The organism is Deinococcus sp. KSM4-11 (assembly GCF_004801415.1).
Taxonomy (GTDB): domain Bacteria; phylum Deinococcota; class Deinococci; order Deinococcales; family Deinococcaceae; genus Deinococcus.
Map to the genome: position 1 here is coordinate 84368 of NZ_SSNX01000012.1, position 19005 is coordinate 103372.

Below are 19005 nucleotides of genomic sequence, written 5' to 3' on the forward strand. Positions count from 1 at the left end.
TCCACTACCCCCCCACGTGCACGATCGGCCGCCGGTCGCGGTCGGGCTCCGCGCGGCGCAGGATCTCCCGGGTGAGGGGCGGCACATCCCCCCGGCCTCCGATCACGAAATCCAGCGCCAGCGGCAGCGGACTGCTCTCGGTCCAGCGCATGTACACCTGCGGCGGTGCGCCCTTCCCGCGCAGGTGCAGCATCACGGCCGCAATGGTGTTCGGCACGCTGGAGCCCGTCGCCTTGAGCACCCCGTACGGCCCCACCTGGAAGCCCGTGACCTCCACCACGTCCGTGAACTCGCTCGCGTCGTCCACCTCGACCTCCAGGAAGATGAACGGCTGCTCCGGCGGGAGGTGCACCATCTGCCGGACGCGCATCTCCTGTTTGCGGTACTCGTCCTCCGACGACCGGCCCGGATAGTGCGACACCAGCCGCAGCGGCCGGATCGGGGAGGACTTCAGCAGCCGGATGGCGGACTCGTCGAGCTGCACGCTGCTGACCCGCAGCTCGAAGGAACGCGACACCCGCGAGCTGATCCCCACGGCCAGCACCAGCACGATGAACAGCGCCGCAATGTACAGGCCCTGCGGATTGCTGAGGATCGTCACGGCACTCGTGTACACGAAGATCGCGCTGATGACCCCGAAGGCCCACGCCCCGAACCGCTGCCCCTGACGCGCCGCGCTGAGCGCCACCGCGACCGCCGCGCTGGTCATCATGGCCAGCACGCCTGTGGCGTAGGCGGCCGCCTGGTTGTCGACGTTGGCGCGGAAGGCCAGGGTCATCAGGACGCAGAGCAGCACGAACAGCAACACCAGCGGCCGGTGCGCGCGGCTCCACTCCGGGGCCATGCCGTAGCGGGGCAGGTAACGGGGCACGATGTTCAGCAGGCCCGCCATGGCCGACGCCCCCGCGAACCACAGGATGCTGATGGTGCTGACGTCGTAGGCGGTGCCCAGCAGCCCGCCCAGGTGCTCGTGCGCCAGGTACGCCAGGGCGCGGCCGTTCGCCTCTGCTCCCGGCTGGAACAGCGGCGCGGGAATCAGCAGGGTCGTGACCAGACTGCTGGCGATCAGGTACACGCTCATCAGCAGCGCGGCCGTGGTCAGCAGCTTCTTGCCGTTGCGGATCCGTCCGACCGGCTGGGCCTCCGTGTCGCCCGGATCGCCCTTGATCAGCGGCATGACCACCACGCCCGTCTCGAAGCCTGACAGGCCCAGCGCCAGCTTTGGGAACACCAGCAGCGCCGCCCCGATCACTGCCAGCGGCGACGCGTACCCGTGGCGCAGCGCCCCCAGCCAGTCGCCGATCACGTGCGGCTGCTGGGCGATCAGCACGAAGCCCTGGCCGATCACGACCGCACTGAGGCTCAGGTACACCGCCACCAGCACCACCGCGATCCCGATCGCCTCCTTGAAGCCCTTCAGGAACACCATGCCCAGCAGCAGCACCAGCAGCAGCGTCACCCCGACCTCGTGCCCACCCACCAGCGGTTTCAGGAACGGGTTTTCCGTGATGTGCGCCGCCGCGTCGGCCGCCGACAGCGTGATCGTGATGATGAACCCCGTCGCCACGAAGCCGATCAGGGTCAGCACCAGGAACTTGCTCGGCCAGTAGGTCAGCAGCCGCTCCAGCATGCTGATCGACCCGTCGCCGTGCGGACTCTGCTCCGCCACCCGGCGGTACATGGGCAGTGCCCCCAGCAGCGTGACCAGCACCAGCACCAGGGTGGCGACCGGGGAGAGCACGCCCGCCGCCAGCGCCGCGATCCCCGGCTGGTACCCCAGCGTGGAGAAGTAGTCCACGCCGGTCAGGCACATCACCTTCCACCACGGGTGGGTGTGGTGCTGCGCCTGCGCCTTCCGCTCCGGCTCGTAGAAGCCCTCGGTGTCCTGCGCAGGTTCTTCCTGTACCAGCCAGCGGGAAACGTCCTCGATGATGGGGTGGGGCGCACGCTTGGCTGAAGGCATTCCGGGTACAGTATCCACCTAGTTCGTGCCCTGCGCGCCGCACCTCCATAGGGTGGGTACGGTTCCGGTGGTGCCCGCCCGGATGGCCTGCCGGCGTGCAGGCGGCGCGGAAGGTCGTCCTGGGCTTCCTGAGAGGTCAAGTCTGAGAGAACCACGGCAAACCGGGAGATCCTTGCGGACACTCCCGGTTCACACTGCTGTTATTACTGGCTGGTCTCTGGCGTGGGCAGGTGCAGCGTCGTGCGGTTCAGGGTGCTGCTGCTCAGCGTGCGCTGGTACGTGGTCTGGTTCTCGGGCAGGAACACGAAATGCTCGGCGCGCGACCAGCCGCTGCTCAGCGTCCAGGTCTGGTGCATGTCCGGCGTGGCCGTCGTGAAGTCCACCGTGACGGCCGCACTCGCGTACGCCACCCGGTCATGACTGAGCACGGCCAGATCCTCGCCCGCCTCCCGCGTACCGTTGGTGTTCTTGTCCTGCCACATCAACCAGTGCAGCAGCAGCACCTTCGCGGTCGGCGTGCTGATGGTCGGCGTTCCGGTCACTCCGGCGGGCAGCAGGGACGCGACCGGCTGCGCCTTGGCCTCCGTGGTGGCCCCCGCCCATTTCGCCGGATCGACCTCTGCCGACGTGCTGCCGGAGGGCACGCTGATTTGGTAGACGCTCTCGCCGGCGTCGGTCAGCAGGTTCAGGTAGGCGTTCCCCGGCGCGGCCGGGAAGCGCACCTCCGCGCCCGTGGGCAGCGGCGGCCGCCCTCCATTCGGTGCCCCGGACGACGCGCTGCACGCCATCAGGCCCAGCGGCAGCACGCCCAGCATTCCCACCATCAAAACCCGCTTCATTTCAGACCTCCGCGCACACCCATGCTCGTCAGGCGATCACTGCTCGCATGCATCCGGATCGAGATTCCGAGATCCGCCGTCGGCACCGAGTTCATGGTCACCAGGAACCGGTTCGGCGTGTCCGTCGGCTGCAAGACCTCATGCCGCACCAGACTCCACCCCAGGGCCCGCGTGCCCGATTCCATCGACCGGCCATCCGGGCTGGTGAACGAATACGTGAACGGGGTGTTCGCGTAACTGTAGATGTCGTGCGTCAGGTACAGCTCCTCGGTGCTTTCCGGCGAACCGTTGCCGTTCGTATCGCGAAACAGCGTGAAGTACACGTTGCAGGTCTTGACGGTGTCCGGCGACACCACCACGCTTTGCATCCCCCTGGCATCCCCGGTCTTGAACGCCGAGATACACAGCGGATTCGACTTCAGGGTGTTCAGGCTGTCCGCGTACAGGCTCAGGGTGGCCGTGTTCGACGAACTCACGTAGCCGCTGGTCAGCACCTTCACGGTCGTGACCGCCCCGGGACTCGCCTGCTCGAAGTAGATCGCCGCCAGCCGCAGGTTCGCCGAGCCCGACGTATCCGGGAATGAAAACGTCAACGTGGTCGGCGGCACGTACGGCGGATACGAACCGGGACACGCTGTCAACAGGGTCAGCAGGCCTACACCGACTCCGGCCACCCTCACCGACCTTCCAATACTGGATGTATTCACACTTCAAGAGTAAACGCCCCACGCCACGGACGCAGGAAGGTTTGAGCGGAACTGACCGGTATCTGACCCAGGGCAGAGTTCTCCGCCCACTCGCCGTTCCAGGGGTGTGGCAAAACCCTCGGGCCGCCCCGAGGGTTCCATCGCTGTCCACTCCGCTCCGCCTTTCAGGGGCGATTACCGGTTCATGATATGAATCGCCTGCTTGTGCACGGCCTCGGCGGCCTCCAGCACGCTCTCGCCCAGGGTCGGGTGGGCGTGGATGGTCAGGGCGATGTCGCTGGCGGTCGCGGCCATTTCGAGGGCCAGCCCGGCCTCGCCGAGCAGGTCGCTGGCGTGCGGCCCGACGATGTGCACGCCCAGCAGCAGATCCGTGTCTGCCTCCACGACCATCTTCACGAAGCCGTCTGTGGCTTGCAGGGTCATGGCGCGGCCCGAGGCGCTCAGCGGGAACACGCCGGTCTTGACCGTGTAGCCCTTGTCTTTGGCTTCCTGCTCGGTCAGGCCCACCCAGGCGAGTTCCGGGCTGGTGTACACGACGCCGGGGATGGCGACGGCGTCCTGCTCGGCGGGTTTGCCGGCGATGACCTCGGCGGCGACCAGTCCCTCCTTCATGGCCTTGTGCGCCAGCATGGGGTTGCTGGCGACGTCGCCGACCACGTAGATATGCGGGACGTTGCTGCGCTGGCGGCTGTCAGCCGGGATGAAGCCGCGCTCCGTGACGGTCACGCCCGCCGCCTGGGCGTTCAGACCGTCCGTGCGAGGACGGCGGCCCACGGCGACCAGCACGCGGTCGAACACCTCGGTGGTCTTCTCGCCGGTCTTCACGTTCTCCAGCTCGACGTGGATGCCGTCGTCTTTCTTCTCGGCGCGGTTCGCCTTGGTCTGCACGGCGATCTCGATGCCCTGCTTGGTCATGATCTTCGAGAATTCCTTGACGGCGTCGGCGTCCGCGCCGGGGATCACGTTCGGGAGGAACTCGATGACTTTGACCTTGCTGCCCATGTTGTTGTACACGTGCGAGAACTCGAAGCCGATCACGCCGCCGCCCACGCACAGCATCCGCGCGGGCACCGGATCCGGCATGACCAGCGCGCCCGTGGAGTCCACGATGCTGACCTGATCCACGTCCAGGCCCGGCAGTTTCGCGGGCTCGCTGCCGGTGGCGATGATGAAGTTCGCGGCCGTGTAGGTCTTGTCGCCGACCGTCACGGTGTGGTCGTCCACGAAGCTGGCCTGCCCGATCAGGTGCGCGACCTTGTTCGCCTTGAACAGTGCGCCCACCCCGCCCGTGAGTTTCTTGACGATCCCGTCCTTCCAGCCGTTCAGCTTGGCGATGTCGAGCTTCTGCTCGCCGAAGGTCAGGCCGAAGTCGGCGGCGTGCCGCGCGGCGGCGATCTGCTCGCCCGCGTGCAGCAGCGCCTTGGTGGGAATGCAGCCCACGTTCAGGCACACGCCGCCCACGGCTTCCCGTTCGGCGCAGGCGACCTTCAGGCCCAACTGCGCGGCGCGGATCGCGGCGTGGTACCCGCCGGGGCCCGCACCGATCACGAGCACGTCGTAGTCATAGGATTTCATCATGCCGGCAGTCTAGCGCCAGCCCCCCTGGGCCGTCACTGACTCATCAGCCTAGCTGGACACGCGGCATTCACAACCCGTGGTGGTCAGTGGCCGGGATCAGTTGACCAGTTCCGCCCGGATCGGCACGACCGTGGTGAAGTCCCCGACCATCCGGCCGTGGTGCAGGCGCGGCGTGCCGGTGATCTGCACCTCGATCTCGCTGCCGTCCACGCGCTTCAGGCGGGTGCGGTAGGTGTCGCTGTGGCCCTGGTGCCGGACATCCCGCGCGCGTTTCAGGTGGATGTGGTCCTCGTGGACGGTGAAGTCGAAGGGGGTGCGCCCGACGATCTCCGAGACGGGCAACCCCAGCAGGTCGGCGTAGGCGCTGTTCACGTACACGTAGCGCCCGCCGTTGTCCAGCACGGTCAGGCCGTGATCGACGCTCTCCATGATCTGCCGGGCGAAATCCAGTTCCTGCTCATAGGATTCCTTGAGCAGCCGGTGGTCGCGCACCACGTTCACGACCCGCAGGGCCAGCCACGCCGCGCCCAGCTGCACCAGCAGCAGCGGGAGCAGCACCCAGTACGCGGCAGGCCTGGGCACCAGCAGCACCACGAGAAAGCTGTCGAGGGCCAGCAGCGAGAAGAGCGCATACGCTCCCCGCAGCTCGAACAGACCCGGCTTCATGCTGCATTCTTCACTGAAAGGACTGACATCCGTCTTACACAAACCTTACGAAAGACATGAGATTGCCCTGAAGTTCATGGTGAACTGCTCCTGTCGTGGTTCGTCGGCAGGGGCGCCGCACACGTCACAGCGTGCCACCACGCCCCGCCCTATCCTGTGGGCATGACCGCGCCCGAGCCGACCCCCCCCCAGACCGGGCCCCACATCCACCTCCCGGACGGTTCCTGCTGCAAACCCACCAAATTCGCGCACCTGCACCAGCACACCCAGTACAGCCTGCTGGACGGCGCGGCCAAACTCAAAGACCTGCTGAAGTGGGCCAAGGAGGTCACGCCGCAGGGCCAGACTCCGGCACTGGCGATGACCGACCACGGCAACATGCACGGCGCGGTGCATTTCTACAACTACGCCCAGAGCATGCAGGTCAAACCCATCATCGGCTACGAGGCGTACGTGGTGCCGGGCGAGGGCACCCGCCGCGACCGCACGCGCGGCCAGGACGGCGAGAAGGGCATCTTCCACCTGACGCTGCTGGCCCGCGATTTCGAGGGGTACCAGAACCTCTGTCGCCTGAGCAGTCGCGGGTACACCGAAGGGTATTACTACAAGCCCCGCATCGACCACGAACTGCTGCTGGAGCACCACAAGGGCGTGATCGCGTTTTCCGGCTGCCTGGGCAGCGAGGTACAGCAACTGCTGCTCCAGGGCCGCGAGGACGACGCGAAAAAGCGCCTCACGTGGTACCGCGACCTGTTCGGTGAGAACTACTTCATCGAGATCCAGGATCACGGCCTGCCCGAGCAGAAGCGCAACAACCCCATCCTGAAGGCCTGGGCGAACGAGCTGGGCATCGGGATGGTCGCCACGAACGACGGGCATTACGTCAAGAAGACCGACGCGACCGCGCACGAGACGCTGCTGGCCATCCAGACGAAGGCGACGCTGGCCGACGAGAACCGCTTCAAGTTCCCCTGCGACGAGTTCTACGTGAAGGATCTGGACGAGATGCAGAAGGCCCTCCCGCTGGCCGAGTGGGGCGCGGAGGTCTTCGACAACACTGCCCTGGTCGCGGACATGTGCAACGTCGAGCTGCCGGTGGGCAAGAAGCGTGTGTACCAGATGCCCGCCCTGCCCATTCCGGAAGGCCGCACGATGGCCGAGGAACTGCGCGTGCAGACCTACGCCGGGAGCCTCAGGCGCTACCCGCACCATGTGACCGAGGCGCTGTTGCGCGAGTACGCGGCGAGAAGCCTGGCCGCGCTGGAACCGGAGGAACGTGAGCGGGTCACGCGCCGCACGAACGGCTGCGACGCCCGCACCTGCGACCTGGACACGCTGCTGATCCTGATCGCCTTCATGGGCAGCGAGTGGGAGGCGCGCGGCAAGGCCGCCGGCGAGAAGTACACCAAGTACCCCGCGCTGGAGGTCATGGAGCAGGGCGCCGAGGCCGGGCCGCTCCCCGACTATGCCTGTACCGACTGGCAGCGCAGCCAGGGCGAGGCGAGCGACACGGCCATTCAGCTCGATCCCGGCAGCGAGGAGGAGACCACCTGCCGCGCCCACCACCGGCATGCGCTGGTGCTGCTGCGCCGCGCCGAGTACGAGCTGTCGGTCATCAACAACATGGGCTTCCCCGACTACTTCCTGATCGTCGCGGATTACATCAACTGGGCCAAGGATCAGGACATCAGCGTAGGGCCGGGGCGTGGGTCGGGCGCCGGCTCGCTGGTCGCCTATGCCATGCGGATCACGAACCTCGACCCGCTGGAGTTCGAACTGCTGTTCGAGCGCTTCCTGAACCCGGACCGGATTTCCATGCCGGACTTCGATATCGACTTCAACGACGCCCGCCGCATCGAGGTCATCCAGTACGTGCAGGACAAATACGGGGAAGACCGCGTGGCGCAGATCGCCACCTTCGGGACGATGGCCAGCAAGGCGTGTCTGAAGGACGTGGCGCGCGTGATGAGCCTGGAGTACGCCAAGGTGGACAAGGTCTCCAAGCTCATTCCCATCAAGTTCGGCAAGAGCTACTCGCTGGAACAGGCGCGCGACTCCGTGCCGGACATCCAGCAGTACCTCGCGGAAGACCCGGAACTGCTCAAGGCCTACGAGTTCGCGCAGCAGCTCGAAGGGCTGACCCGCCACGCCTCGGTGCACGCCGCCGGGGTCGTCATCGGCCGCGACAAGCTGACCGATCTGGTGCCGGTCATGCGCGACACCAGCGGCGCGGGCATGGTCTGCCAGTACGACATGAAGGCCGTCGAAGACATCGGCCTGATCAAGATGGACTTCCTGGGCCTGCGCACCCTGAGCTTCCTCGACGAAGCCAAGCGGATCATGCGCGAATCGAAGAACGTCGAGATCGACTTCGACACTATCCCCTTCGACGACAAGATCACCTACGACCTGATGAGCCGGGGCGACACCAAGGGCGTGTTCCAGCTCGAAGGCGCGGGCATCGCGGACGCCAGCCGCCGCCTGAAACCCCGCCGCCTCGCGGACATCATCGCCCTGAGCGCCCTGTACCGCCCCGGCCCGATGGAGAACATCCCCACCTACGTGCGCCGCCACCACGGCCTGGAGCAGGTGGACTACGTCCGCGACGGCTTCCCCACCAGCGCGCAGTTCCTGGAGAAGATCCTGGCGGAAACCTACGGCATTCCCGTGTACCAGGAACAGATCATGCAGATCGCCTCCGAGGTCGCCGGATTCAGCCTAGGTGGCGCCGACCTGCTGCGCCGCGCCATGGGCAAGAAGGACGTGGCCGAGATGGCCCGCCAGCGCGATCTCTTCGTCGAGGGCGCGAAGGGGAACGACGTTCCCAAGGACGAGGCCAACAAGCTCTTCGACCTGCTGGACGCCTTCGCGAACTACGGCTTCAACAAGTCCCACTCGGCCGCGTACGGCGTCATCACGTACCAGACCGCGTGGCTGAAGGCCAACTACCCGGTCGAGTTCATGGCCGCCCTGCTGACTGTCGAGCGCAAGGACTCCGACAAGGTCGCGGAGTACATCAGCGACGCCCGCAAGATGGACGTGCGCGTGCTGCCGCCCGACATCAACCGTTCGGCCGCCGACTTCGCCGTGCAGGGCGAGGAAATCCTGTTCGGCCTGTACGCCATCAAGGGCCTGGGCGAGACCGCCGTGCTGAAGATCCTGGAGGAACGCGAACGCGCCGGGCGCTTCAAGTCCCTCGCGGACTTCTGCTCGCGCCTGGGCAACAAGGTCTGCAACCGCAAGGCCATGGAAAGCCTCATCAAGTCCGGGGCCTTCGACGCCTTCGGCGAGCGCAAACAACTCACCGAGAGCCTGGAAGAAGCCATGACCTGGGCACAGGGCGCCGCCGCCCTCGCCAACAGCGGCATGGACGCCCTGTTCGGCGCGCAGGAAGTCGCCCCGGAACCCGGCCTGAAACAGGGCGTCACCGGCTACACCGACCTCGAACGCCTGAGCATCGAAAAAGACGCCCTGGGCCTGTACATCTCCGGCCACCCCCTGGAGCAGCACGAGGGCCTGCGCGAGGCCGCCAGCTGCCGCATTTCCGACCTGGACACGTGGTTCACCACGCAGAACGTCGCACCAGGCAAGCGCATCAAGGCCGTCCTGGCGGGCATGGTCGAGAGCGTGGTCAAGAAACCCACCAAGAGCGGCGGCATGATGGCCCGCTTCATCCTCGCCGACGAGAGCGGCCAGACGGAACTCGTCGCCTTTTCCCGCGCCTACGACCGCATTCAGGACAAGCTGGTGAACGACACGCCCGCCCTCGTCATCGTCGAACTGGAAAGCGAGGACGGCGGCCTGCGCGCCATTGCCGAGGAACTCGTCAGCATCGAGCAACTGGACGAGGTTCCGAAGGTCATGTACGTGACCATCGACCTGGAGACCGCCAGCCCCGACGCCGTGGGTGAATTCCAGAGCGTGCTGGACGAACACGCCGGTTCCATGCCCACGTACCTGCGCCTGGAAACGCCGGAGCAGTTCGTGATCTACCAGCTCGACCACGGCATGGGCAGCCCCGACGCCATGAAGGTGCTGAACCAGACCTTCCCGTGGGCTGACGCTTACCTCGCGTACGACCAGCAGACCATCCTCGGCCGCTTCGCGCCCAAGCCCCCAGCATGGATGAACAAGCAGCAAGGGGGCGGGGGAATGCGGGCGTGATCCCGGCTGAGCTGGCCGCGGAGGCGTTGATCTGGGAATGGCAGAACGAGCTTGGGTTTCACGAACCAGGGGAATGGGCTGACTCCATCGGGAGCCGCTGCCCATTCTTTATGCGGTCTTCGTGTGAAACTTCCAAGAGTTCGCTGAGTGCCAGTCTGCCGGCCACCTCTCGCCCAGCAGTTCAGGGAGGCTGGGGCAGCCTTCCGCCGGTTGCGGTGGCGCTCATGTTGCCGGCGAGGCAGGTCTGCTCGACTACTGGGCTATTCACGGTATAGGGAGCACTGGGTCACCCGGGCAGCAGATCCACGACCTCGCCCACCAGTCCCAGTTCCTGTAATCGCCGGGCGATCAGTGAGCGGTGGCATTCGTCCGCGTGGCGCTCGTAGCACAGCAGGGCCACGTGCTCACGGGCGGCGAGTGAACCCAGTTCGTCCAGCGCGTCTCCCTGCGTGGCGAGGTGCAGGGTGTATGCGGCCTTCAGGGCGGCGAAGTCCTTGTCCAGCTTGTACGCCTTCCTCACGGCAGGCGGCGTGCCCAGGGCGCGCAGGTGCCGGTACGCGATGCCCTGCTCGTGCAGTGCGTTGCCCAGCGCGGTCTTGCTGTAGCCCCGGCGGCGGCTCTGGGCGCGTTCGCGGGTGTCCACGACCACGGAGATCCCGCTGGCCGTCAGGGTGCTCAGGAAGGCGTCGAGGGGCGTGTCCTCGTAGCCGATGGTGTGAAGCGTGGGCGCGGTCATGGCCCAACCGTACCGGGGGCACGGCTGGATGACCGTGATGGTCTCTCCGGCCGTGCCCCCGCTGGGGCTCCGTGCGCCGCCTCAGTCGCTGGCGACGCCCAGGTGTGGTTCGCCGCCGTGGTGCGGACGGATGTTTACGGGTTTGGCGTACCACGTCATGGCGGGGCGCGCGTCGAGCGTGAAGGTGTACCCGAGCCGTTCCCAGAAGCGGGCGCCGCGCGGGTTCTCTCCCAGCACGCTGGCCAAGATCCGGGTGGTACCGGCGGGCACGTGGCGTTCCAGGTACCGCACCGCCTGCTCGCCCAGGCGCTGGGACTGCCGGTCCTCGCGGATGAGCAGCAGGTTGATGGTCACGTCGCCGCGCTGCGGGTAATCGTTCTTGCAGTCGAGACTGCCGACGAGATCGCCGTGGTCGTCGTGCAGGAGGCGCAGGGCGCGCCGGGGGTCGAGCAGGGCAATTTCGATCTCGCGTTCTACGTCGCCCAGGGTGGGCACGCGGCTGCCCAGCAGGGCAAAGTAGCCGGGTGTGGCGGTGTACAGCGAGTGCAGCATCGGCGCGTGGTGCAGCGCCAAGGGAGTGGCGATCAAGAACGGGCCTCCCGTCCAGCATGAGGGAAGTAGGTTGTTCTAGGCTGGACGCTCGCAGCATACCTCCGGCGTTGTCACAGATCTGTGAATCTGCGTGCCCGGGGGACTTGAGCCTGGATTCACCCGTCCGGGGGTGGGCGTGCGGTACCCTTCCCGGATGACCGGCGGCTTCTACTCCTCCAGACTCGCGCGGCGTGGCGCGGTGCTCGCCCCGATGGCCGGGTACAGCGACGCACCCATGCGGCAGCTCGCCACGGAGCACGGCGCGCTGTGGACGGTCTCCGAGATGATCAGCGCGCGCGGCCTGATGGGCGGCGGCGACACCGAGAAGCTGAACCTGGGTCGACCGTACCCCGGCGAGCAGGGCCGCGTGGTGCAACTTTTCGGCGCGGACCCGGACGTGCTCGCGGGAGCGGTGGCGCGCGCCGAGGCGTGGTTTGCCCCGGCGGCCATCGACCTGAACATGGGCTGCCCCGTTCCGAAGATCAGGGGCAAGGGCGGCGCGTGCCTGCTCCAGACGCCGGAGGTGGCGTACACCCTGATCCAGGCCATGCGCGGGGCGACAGGCCTGGACGTGAGCGCGAAGATCCGCCTGGGCTGGGATCACGACCGCAGCGTGGAAGTCGCGCAGGGTCTCGCGGCGGCGGGCGCAGCGTTGATCACCGTGCATGGCCGCACCAGCGCGCAGCGGTATACCGGGCAGGCCGACTGGGACGCCATCGCCCGCGTGGCGGCGGCCGTGGACGTCCCGGTGGTCGGCAGTGGCGACATCACCAGTGCAGAGATCGCCCGGGAGCGCCAGCGCTGTGGGGTGGCTGCCGTCATGATCGGGCGGGGCGCGGTGGGCAATCCGTGGATCTTCACGGCACTCGCCACGGGCGAGGAGGTGTGGCCGGACGTCACCACGCGCGCCCGCACGGCCCTGCGCCACGCGGAACTTCAGACGACCTTCTACGACGACGATTCCGGTCGCCTGACCCTGCGCCCCCTGCGCAAGGTGCTGCCCGCCTACCTGCCGGATGTGCCCGAGGTGCGGGACGCGCTGGTGCAGGTCGTGACCGTGGACGACGTGCGCTCCGTGCTGAGCGCCGTGCTGGACACCCCCGTCACCTCAACGCGAACCGGAACACCTGAGAGCACCGGTGGGCCTGTGGCGGGGTATGCTGTACAGCACAGATGAACGTCAGCGAGTACTACGCCTACCTATCCGCCGCACGGGAGCACCTGTGGAACTTTCTGCGGGCGCTTCCGCAGGCGGACCTCGACCGTGACCTGATCGAGTCCGGCGACCGGTTCCATACCATCAAGGATCTGGTGCTGCACGTCACGGATGTCGAGGATCACTGGGTGCACTCGGTGGCGCGGGGCGACGGCGTGAATCGCGAGGGCCGTTTCGCGCACGACTGGGTGAAGCCCGACGCGGCGCAGTACGACCTGTCGTGGATCATCGAGTACGGCCGCGAGGTGAATGAACGCACCCGCGCCTTCCTGGCCTCCGGCCCGGACATGAACCGCAGCGTGAAACTCGTTCAGGACGACCCTGCGAGCGACACGGTCACGCTCGACCAGCTGATGTGGCACGTGATGACGCACGAGGTGCGCCACACCGCGCAGATCACCCTGATGATCCGGCAGCTGGGCCACACACCCCCCTGGCTGGACTACATGCGGTTTGCCCGCCCGCACGTCACCGCCGCGCAGAGTGGCGGCGTGGACGGCCTGGGACTCGACGACGACGGCGACGACCTGTAAGGCTCCGAACCAGGCCGCCAGGAGGAACGCGTCCTGGCGGCTTTGCTGCCGATTTACATGATCCGCTGGCCGAGCAGGCTGGCGGCCATGCCCACCATGACTTCCGCCGTCTGGTTGTGCGTGTCCAGGATGGGATTGACCTCCACGATATCCATGGACGTCACCCGGCCGGACTCGCACAGCAGCTCCATCAGCAGGTGGCCCTCGCGGTAGGTCAGGCCGCCGGGCACGGGGGTTCCCACGCCGGGGCACACGCCGGGGTCGAGGGCGTCCGCGTCGAAGGACACGTGAATGCCGGCCGCGCCGCTCAACTGCTCGAGTGTCTGCTCGATGATCCGCGTAATGCCGAGTTGATCCACGTCCTTCATGGTGTAAGCGCGGATGCCCGCCTCGCGCATGGCGTCGCGTTCGCGGATGTCCACGGAACGGATCCCGATCATGGTGATGTCCTCCGGCCGGAGCGTCCAGCCGCCGCCGAGCGCCACCAGACCCGGATCGCCCAGCCCGGTCAGGTGCGCGACGGGCATGCCGTGGATGTTCCCGCTGGGACTGCTCTCCGGGGTGTTGTAGTCCGTGTGGGCATCCACCCAGATCACGCCCAGACGGGTTCCCTGAGCGTCCTGTCCCGGGGCGCCCATTCGGTGGGCCGCCAGGCGGCGGGCGTTGCCGGCCACGGTGCCCATGCTGACTGAATGGTCGCCGCCCAGCGTCAGCGGGAACACGTCCGGCGGCAGGGCGGCCACGCGCTCGGCGGCGCGTCGGCACGTGTCCAGGATGGGTTCCAGGAAGACCAGGCCGCCGCTCGCGTGCTTGTCGAGCGTCTCGGGAATGGGCACGGGCACATCGCCCAGGTCGTCCACGTGATGCCCCAGGTCGCGCAGCGTGCGGGCCAGCTGGGCGTTGCGCAGGGCGGAGGCGCCCATGTCCACGCCGCGTCGGCCCGCGCCCAGATCCATGGGAATGCCCAGAATGGAAACGTTCATGGATTCAGCGTAGCGGCTGCCGGTGGATATGCCTTGCGGCTGCAACATTATGTTCAGGCGGGCTGTGTAGGGCGGTTCCCGCGCCTGATCCAGTGAATAGTCATGCTGACGGTTTCGGCGGGTGCGCCCAGGTGGTCAGGTCGCCGTCGTCCCGACTCCAGCTGATCCCGGTGCGTTCGAAGCCCACCTTCTCCAGCACGCGCTCGCTGGCGCGGTTGGTCACGGCCGTGTCCGCCGTCACGCGACGGACGCCGGGGAGGGTATGCAGGTGCGTGACCAGGGCACCGACCGCCTCGGTCGCGTAGCCGTGGCCCCACACGGCGGGGTTCATGCCGTAGCCGATCTCCAGGTCGCCCGCTGCATTCGTGTGGCCGGTGGTGCCCAGTTGCCCGATGGCCTGGGGGTGGGCGCGCGTCACGACGGTGAAGGAGGTGTCCGGCTGCACGTCTTCCTGCCGGGGGTGCAGCCGGGCCAGGATGGCCGGGAAGAAGTGCAGGGGATCGCCGGGCCACTCGGCCGGGAAGTGTACGCGCAGCGGGCCGTCGGGGCCAGCGCAGTCCAGATCGAAGGAGGAGCGTTCCAGCCGCTGCTGGATCATGCGGCGGGTCAGGGGCAGCAGCAGCGTACGCGGGGTGATCAGGATCGCCACACCGCAGCGTATCCGCCCAGGGGCCGGTGGTGGGCGCTAGATGACCGGCGCCGGTGGGCCCGCTGCGGGCTAGACTCGGCAGACCGCTTTGCGCACGACCCCGGGCACCCGCAGTCCAGGACACAGCAGTGCCGCCCCCCGTTTCACATGACCGACCCCGCCACACCGCACCCCGACCCCCAGTCCGCGCCGTCCGCCCGCCCGGTTCTGGGCAAGCGCGCGCTGCTGCTCGCGGACATGGTGCATCCCTTCGTGTACCGCGAGAGTTTCCCGAACGGCGTGCCGGACGTGGATCTGGTGCTGGCTGCCGGGGACCTGCCCGGCTCGTACCTGGAGTTTGTGGCGAGCAAACTGACCGTGCCGGTCGTGTACGTGCACGGGAACCACGCCAATGAGCTGGTGGTGAACGAGGATGATCACCGCGTGCCGCCCCGGGGGGTGATCGCCGCGCACCGCCGCGTGGTCGAGGAAGCTGGCCTGCGGATCGCCGGGTGGGGCGGCGCGCCCCGCTACCGGCAGGGCGGTACCGGCCAGTATTCGCCCGCCGAGGCGAGGTGGGGGCTGGGCCTGCTGTCCCTGAGGGCGCGCCATGGCGTGGACGTATTTCTCACGCACGCGCCGCCGCTCGGCCCACACGCCGGGCCGGATTTCGCTCACCGGGGGGATCCGGAGATCACGCGCTTCATGGCGCGGCGCCAGCCCAGCGTGCTCGTGCACGGCCACATCCACGAGTACGACGGCAAGAAACTGGAGTACGTGGACGAACAGCTGGGCATCCGGGTGCTGAACGCTTACGGCTACCGCATCGTCGATCTGTGAGGGCCAGGACGGGCTGGGAAGCGTCAGCCCAGGGTGGATGCTGTGCCAGTTGGCTTAAAGCTTGATTGGCGCGTCGCACATACGGTGCCATATCCTCCATGCCACACTTCCTGTACGGCAGCACCATCAGCACCACACTGGTCATCGTGGCCGGTCGTCGTTCCGTATCTGCCACAGGGGGAGACGCCCACCCCTTCATCAACGGGCGTGCGAGCGGGCCACCAGCGGCCACAGGAGGGTTCGAGTCCCTCCGCCCGCCGAACCCATCAAGACCACGGCGGCCAGGATGAAATGCCTGGCCGCTGCTCTTCAGTCACAAAGGCGGGAGCGAGGCCGCGAACGCCGCGACCCGCTACGATCTGCCCATGACGTCCAACGCCCGGCACTTGCGGGAGTTTCACCGCGCCATCGGCCTGACCCCACCGGAGGCACCTACCGTCCCCAGGGGCGAGCTGTTGGCCCTGCGTCGCACCCTGATCGAGGAAGAGGTCGCGGAGGTGAACGCCGAGTTCGCGGTTCTGGCCGCGCGCCTGGAGGCCGGTGAGACTCCCGGCCCGGACGCCCTGGTGGCCCTGGCGCACGAACTCGCCGACCTGCTGTATGTCACCTACGGCGCGCTGGATACCCTGGGTGTGGATGCGGACGCTGTGTTCGCGGAGGTGCACCGCGCGAACCTGACCAAGGCGAGCGGCCCGCGCCGCGCCGACGGCAAACAGCTCAAGCCCGAGGGCTGGCAGCCGGCCGACGTGGCCGGCGTGCTGGCCCGGCAGGGAACCGGCGGCCTGGACTGAAAGCCACGTTCAGAAAGCACGGTTCAGAACGGCGTTTCTTCCTCGACCGCCTGCGGGGCCGGGCGGGCGGCGGGTGCGCTGGGGGCGGGCCGGGTGGGAGCCGGGCGCGCCGCCTGGGGCTGTGACGGCTGCGGCTGGGCTGCCCGACCGCCACCGCCGGGGAGGGCGTAGCGATCCTGTCGTTTGCCGCCCCGGAAGATCGCCAGGGTGACGTACTCGAACTCTCCGTCGGACTTCTCGCGCAGGTGATCTGGATCGGTGCTTTTCGCGCCGCGCGAGTACTTCACGGCGGCGGGGAGTTTCATCTTGCGGCTGTCCACGGCTTCCAGTTCACGGCGGCGGTACGCGTGCCCCTTGTGGATCACGAGTTCCTCGCCGTCGGGGCTGATCCATTTGCGCGCGCCGATCAGCGTCCAGTCGAAGTCGGGTTCGTTGTCGAGCGGGAACTGATAGCCGCCGGTGGGCACCTCGCCGCTCGTCCAGCCGAGGCGGCCGTACTGGCGCTGGACATCCAGCAGTTTGTCAGCGCTGTCCACGTCGACCGTGACGCGCGCTCCGAGATCCGTCAGAAATTCAATATGTAACACAGTCCCTCCTTACGTAAATAACATAACACAGTTTGGGGAGTTGGTGGAGGGAGGTGCTCAGGCCCGCCGGGTCAGCACGTAGAACGCGCGCTCGCCCTCGCGCGCCAGCCCACTGACCTCATAGTCACGGGCCAGATACGCCGACAGCGCCGCCCGCAGGGCCAGACGCCACGCCCTACGGGTGGCCGGTTCCAGGGCCTCCGGGCGAACAGGCACCTCGACCAGCACGCGCCCTGATTCCAGCGCATCATCCACAGGCCCCGGCTCCTGGCGATCCGGCTCTGCGGCCAGGGCCAGTTCCCCCTCGACACGCTCGGGTGGCCGTTCCACGGGCGCGGTGGTCAGATCCCACTCGATCATCAGCCGGTCGGCGGGTTCCGCCGCGTTCCGGTCGTCCGACAGGGCGTACCAGTCCGGGTGGTAGGTGCGGGCCACCGCCCCCAGCTTGCCCAGGTTCAGGCGGGCGTTGCGGGCCACCATCGGGTCAAAGGTCCACGTCATCCGCGTGTACCCCTGTGCCAGCGCCCGCGCCCGCTGTGCGAGCTTCAGCACCACCGCCACGCCGCTGCCCCGCCACTCGGGCCGCACGGCCAGCAGATGCGAGTGGTGCCACCCCTGACCGTCCACGCGGGCCGGAAACCCGTAGGCCAGCCCCACCGGCACCTCCTGCTGGTCGCCCGCCGCCGGGTATGCGGCCAGGACAATGCCGCCCGTCGCCGCGCTGATCCGGAACATGGTGCCCGGCAACACCTCGCGGTCGGCATAGCCCCACGCAGCCACCTGCACGTCCTCCAGCGCCCTCATGGCCCACGGATCCGTCACGTCGCGGATCACGAAGGCCCGGTCGGTGTCAGTGGTGGCGCTCAAGGGTGGAATTCCTCCTGCACCTCGGCGATGCTCTCCACGAACTCGCGGTTCAGCGTCACGCCGATGCCCGGCCCCGTGGGCACCGGCATCAGGCCGTCATGGGCTTCCAGCGGCTCGTTCACCACGTCCGTCTCCCAGTAGCGGCTCGCGCTGCTCGTGTCGCCCGGCAGCGTGAACCCTGGCAGGGTCGAGAGGTGGATGTTGTGCGCGCGGCCCACCCCGCTCTCCAGCATGCCGCCGCACCACACCGGCGCCCCGAAGGCCTGCGCAATGTCATGCACGCGCCGCGCCTCCGCGTGACCGCCCACCCGCGCGACCTTCACGTTGATAACGCGCCCCGCGTCCAGCGCCAGGCCTTTGCGGGCATCGGCGGCGCTCGCCACGCTCTCGTCCAGGCACAGCGGCGTGGCCAGGCGGCCCTGGAGTGTCGCGTGATCCACCAGGTCATCCCACGCCAGCGGCTGTTCGATGTACGTCAGCCCGAACGCGTCGAGCGCCCGTAGCCGGCCCGTGTCGGCCAGCGTGTACGCCGAGTTCGCGTCCACCGTCAGGCGGATGTCCGGGAAGGCTTCCCGCACGGCACGCACCGGCTGCACGTCCCAGCCAGGTTTGATCTTCAACTTGATCCGCCGGTAGCCCTGCTCCACATGGCGGCGCACCACGTCCACGGTCGCCGCCTCGTCCGCCTGGATGCCCAGGCTCACGCCCACTTCCACACTGTCCTTGCGGCCGCCCAATAGCGTGCCCAGCGGAACGTTCAGCATCCGCGCCCACAGATCCCACGCGGCCATCTCGACCATGGCGCGCGCCATGCGGTTCCCGCGGAACGACCCCAGGGCGTCCTCCAGCGCCTCGGGATTCGCGAAGGTACGGCCCAGGATGCGCGGCAGGAACACCTCGCGCAGCAGGTGCAACCCGCCCGCAATCGTTTCCTCACGGTACATGGGCGCAAATTCCATGGTGCCTTCCGACAGGCCCTGCACTCCATCGCCGTGCAGCACCAGCAAGGGCACGATCTTCTCGGTCTGCACGCCGAAACTCGTCTCGAACCGGAATTTCAGCGGCAGGCGCACGACCATCAGTTCAGCAGCATGGATACGGAGCATGTTCTCAGTATGGAGCGCGAACCCGCCCTGATCGCGGAGGATCGGCGACGAGGACTGATCACTATCAGGAGTCTGGTCACTAAAGTCTGGGTGAATTCGACACTCTTTCGGAGCATCGAGCGAATGTGATGATGCAGGGGTTGACACGTGACGACCTCGCGAGTATTGTTTCTGAGCCTCCACGGAGGCGGGATGCATGACAGGTGAAGC

General features: G+C 67.6%; 17 protein-coding genes. 5 read left to right on the forward strand and 12 right to left on the reverse strand.

Features of this window, described 5'->3' with window-relative positions:
- Nucleotides 1–4: 4 nt before the first annotated feature.
- The 5 genes from E7T09_RS21685 to E7T09_RS21705 all read right to left on the reverse strand — a co-directional run bounded on the left by E7T09_RS21685 (nucleotide 5) and on the right by E7T09_RS21705 (nucleotide 5753).
- On the reverse strand, nucleotides 5–1963 hold the full coding sequence (locus E7T09_RS21685) for an amino acid transporter (RefSeq protein WP_168734980.1): 1959 nt from the start codon (nucleotides 1961–1963) through the stop codon (nucleotides 5–7).
- Nucleotides 1964–2166: 203 nt separating this feature from the next.
- Entirely contained in the window at nucleotides 2167–2802 is a 636-nt protein-coding gene (locus E7T09_RS21690) for a hypothetical protein (RefSeq protein ID WP_136391296.1), read from the reverse strand.
- On the reverse strand, nucleotides 2799–3410 hold the full coding sequence (locus E7T09_RS21695; RefSeq protein ID WP_136391297.1) for a hypothetical protein: 612 nt from the start codon (nucleotides 3408–3410) through the stop codon (nucleotides 2799–2801). Before E7T09_RS21695 ends, E7T09_RS21690 begins: the two co-directional genes overlap by 4 nt.
- A 273-nt stretch (nucleotides 3411–3683) precedes the next feature.
- Complete coding sequence (gene lpdA, locus E7T09_RS21700) at nucleotides 3684–5087, reverse strand: dihydrolipoyl dehydrogenase (protein WP_136391298.1); 1404 nt, start codon at nucleotides 5085–5087, stop codon at nucleotides 3684–3686.
- 96 nt (nucleotides 5088–5183) lie between these two features.
- Nucleotides 5184–5753, reverse strand: a complete 570-nt coding sequence (locus E7T09_RS21705; RefSeq protein ID WP_136391299.1) for a PAS domain-containing protein — start codon at nucleotides 5751–5753, stop codon at nucleotides 5184–5186.
- A gap of 162 nt (nucleotides 5754–5915) precedes the next feature.
- On the opposite strand from E7T09_RS21705, the gene dnaE reads away from it, so the two are divergent.
- Nucleotides 5916–9917, forward strand: a complete 4002-nt coding sequence (dnaE, locus tag E7T09_RS21710; RefSeq protein WP_136391300.1) for a DNA polymerase III subunit alpha — start codon at nucleotides 5916–5918, stop codon at nucleotides 9915–9917.
- Nucleotides 9918–10203: 286 nt separating this feature from the next.
- Here dnaE and E7T09_RS21715 read toward each other — a convergent pair whose 3' ends face one another.
- Nucleotides 10204–10653: a DUF488 family protein gene (locus tag E7T09_RS21715; RefSeq protein ID WP_136391301.1), complete on the reverse strand. Its 450-nt coding sequence runs from the start codon at nucleotides 10651–10653 to the stop codon at nucleotides 10204–10206.
- Nucleotides 10654–10734: 81 nt separating this feature from the next.
- Nucleotides 10735–11241, reverse strand: coding sequence for a GNAT family N-acetyltransferase (locus E7T09_RS21720; RefSeq protein WP_136391302.1), 507 nt, complete (start codon nucleotides 11239–11241; stop codon nucleotides 10735–10737).
- Nucleotides 11242–11398: 157 nt separating this feature from the next.
- On the opposite strand from E7T09_RS21720, the gene E7T09_RS21725 reads away from it, so the two are divergent.
- Together E7T09_RS21725 and E7T09_RS21730 are read left to right on the forward strand one after the other, a co-directional pair.
- A complete protein-coding gene (locus E7T09_RS21725) occupies nucleotides 11399–12421 on the forward strand; it encodes a tRNA-dihydrouridine synthase (RefSeq protein ID WP_240741937.1) in 1023 nt (340 codons plus the stop codon).
- The gene (locus E7T09_RS21730; protein ID WP_136391303.1) at nucleotides 12418–12993 is read left to right on the forward strand and encodes a DinB family protein; all 576 of its coding nucleotides are present in this window, start codon (nucleotides 12418–12420) and stop codon (nucleotides 12991–12993) included. Before E7T09_RS21725 ends, E7T09_RS21730 begins: the two co-directional genes overlap by 4 nt.
- A gap of 53 nt (nucleotides 12994–13046) precedes the next feature.
- Here E7T09_RS21730 and rocF read toward each other — a convergent pair whose 3' ends face one another.
- A complete protein-coding gene (rocF, locus tag E7T09_RS21735; protein WP_136391304.1) occupies nucleotides 13047–13976 on the reverse strand; it encodes an arginase in 930 nt (309 codons plus the stop codon).
- Nucleotides 13977–14076: 100 nt separating this feature from the next.
- Complete coding sequence (locus E7T09_RS21740; RefSeq protein ID WP_136391305.1) at nucleotides 14077–14625, reverse strand: GNAT family N-acetyltransferase; 549 nt, start codon at nucleotides 14623–14625, stop codon at nucleotides 14077–14079.
- 237 nt (nucleotides 14626–14862) lie between these two features.
- Between E7T09_RS21740 and E7T09_RS21745 the strand changes: the two genes are divergently transcribed.
- Both E7T09_RS21745 and E7T09_RS21750 read left to right on the forward strand, forming a co-directional pair.
- Nucleotides 14863–15444, forward strand: coding sequence for a metallophosphoesterase (locus tag E7T09_RS21745; RefSeq protein ID WP_370294157.1), 582 nt, complete (start codon nucleotides 14863–14865; stop codon nucleotides 15442–15444).
- 365 nt (nucleotides 15445–15809) lie between these two features.
- Entirely contained in the window at nucleotides 15810–16235 is a 426-nt protein-coding gene (locus tag E7T09_RS21750) for a hypothetical protein (RefSeq protein ID WP_136391307.1), read from the forward strand.
- A gap of 23 nt (nucleotides 16236–16258) precedes the next feature.
- Here E7T09_RS21750 and E7T09_RS21755 read toward each other — a convergent pair whose 3' ends face one another.
- The 3 genes from E7T09_RS21755 to menC are packed head-to-tail and all read right to left on the reverse strand — an operon-like array spanning nucleotide 16259 to nucleotide 18795.
- Entirely contained in the window at nucleotides 16259–16822 is a 564-nt protein-coding gene (locus tag E7T09_RS21755) for a single-stranded DNA-binding protein (protein ID WP_136391308.1), read from the reverse strand.
- A gap of 57 nt (nucleotides 16823–16879) precedes the next feature.
- Nucleotides 16880–17626 (reverse strand): acyl-CoA acyltransferase, encoded by a 747-nt coding sequence (locus E7T09_RS21760; RefSeq protein WP_136391319.1) that lies wholly within the window; start codon nucleotides 17624–17626, stop codon nucleotides 16880–16882.
- 59 nt (nucleotides 17627–17685) lie between these two features.
- A complete protein-coding gene (gene menC, locus E7T09_RS21765; RefSeq protein ID WP_136391309.1) occupies nucleotides 17686–18795 on the reverse strand; it encodes an o-succinylbenzoate synthase in 1110 nt (369 codons plus the stop codon).
- Nucleotides 18796–19005: the final 210 nt, after the last annotated feature.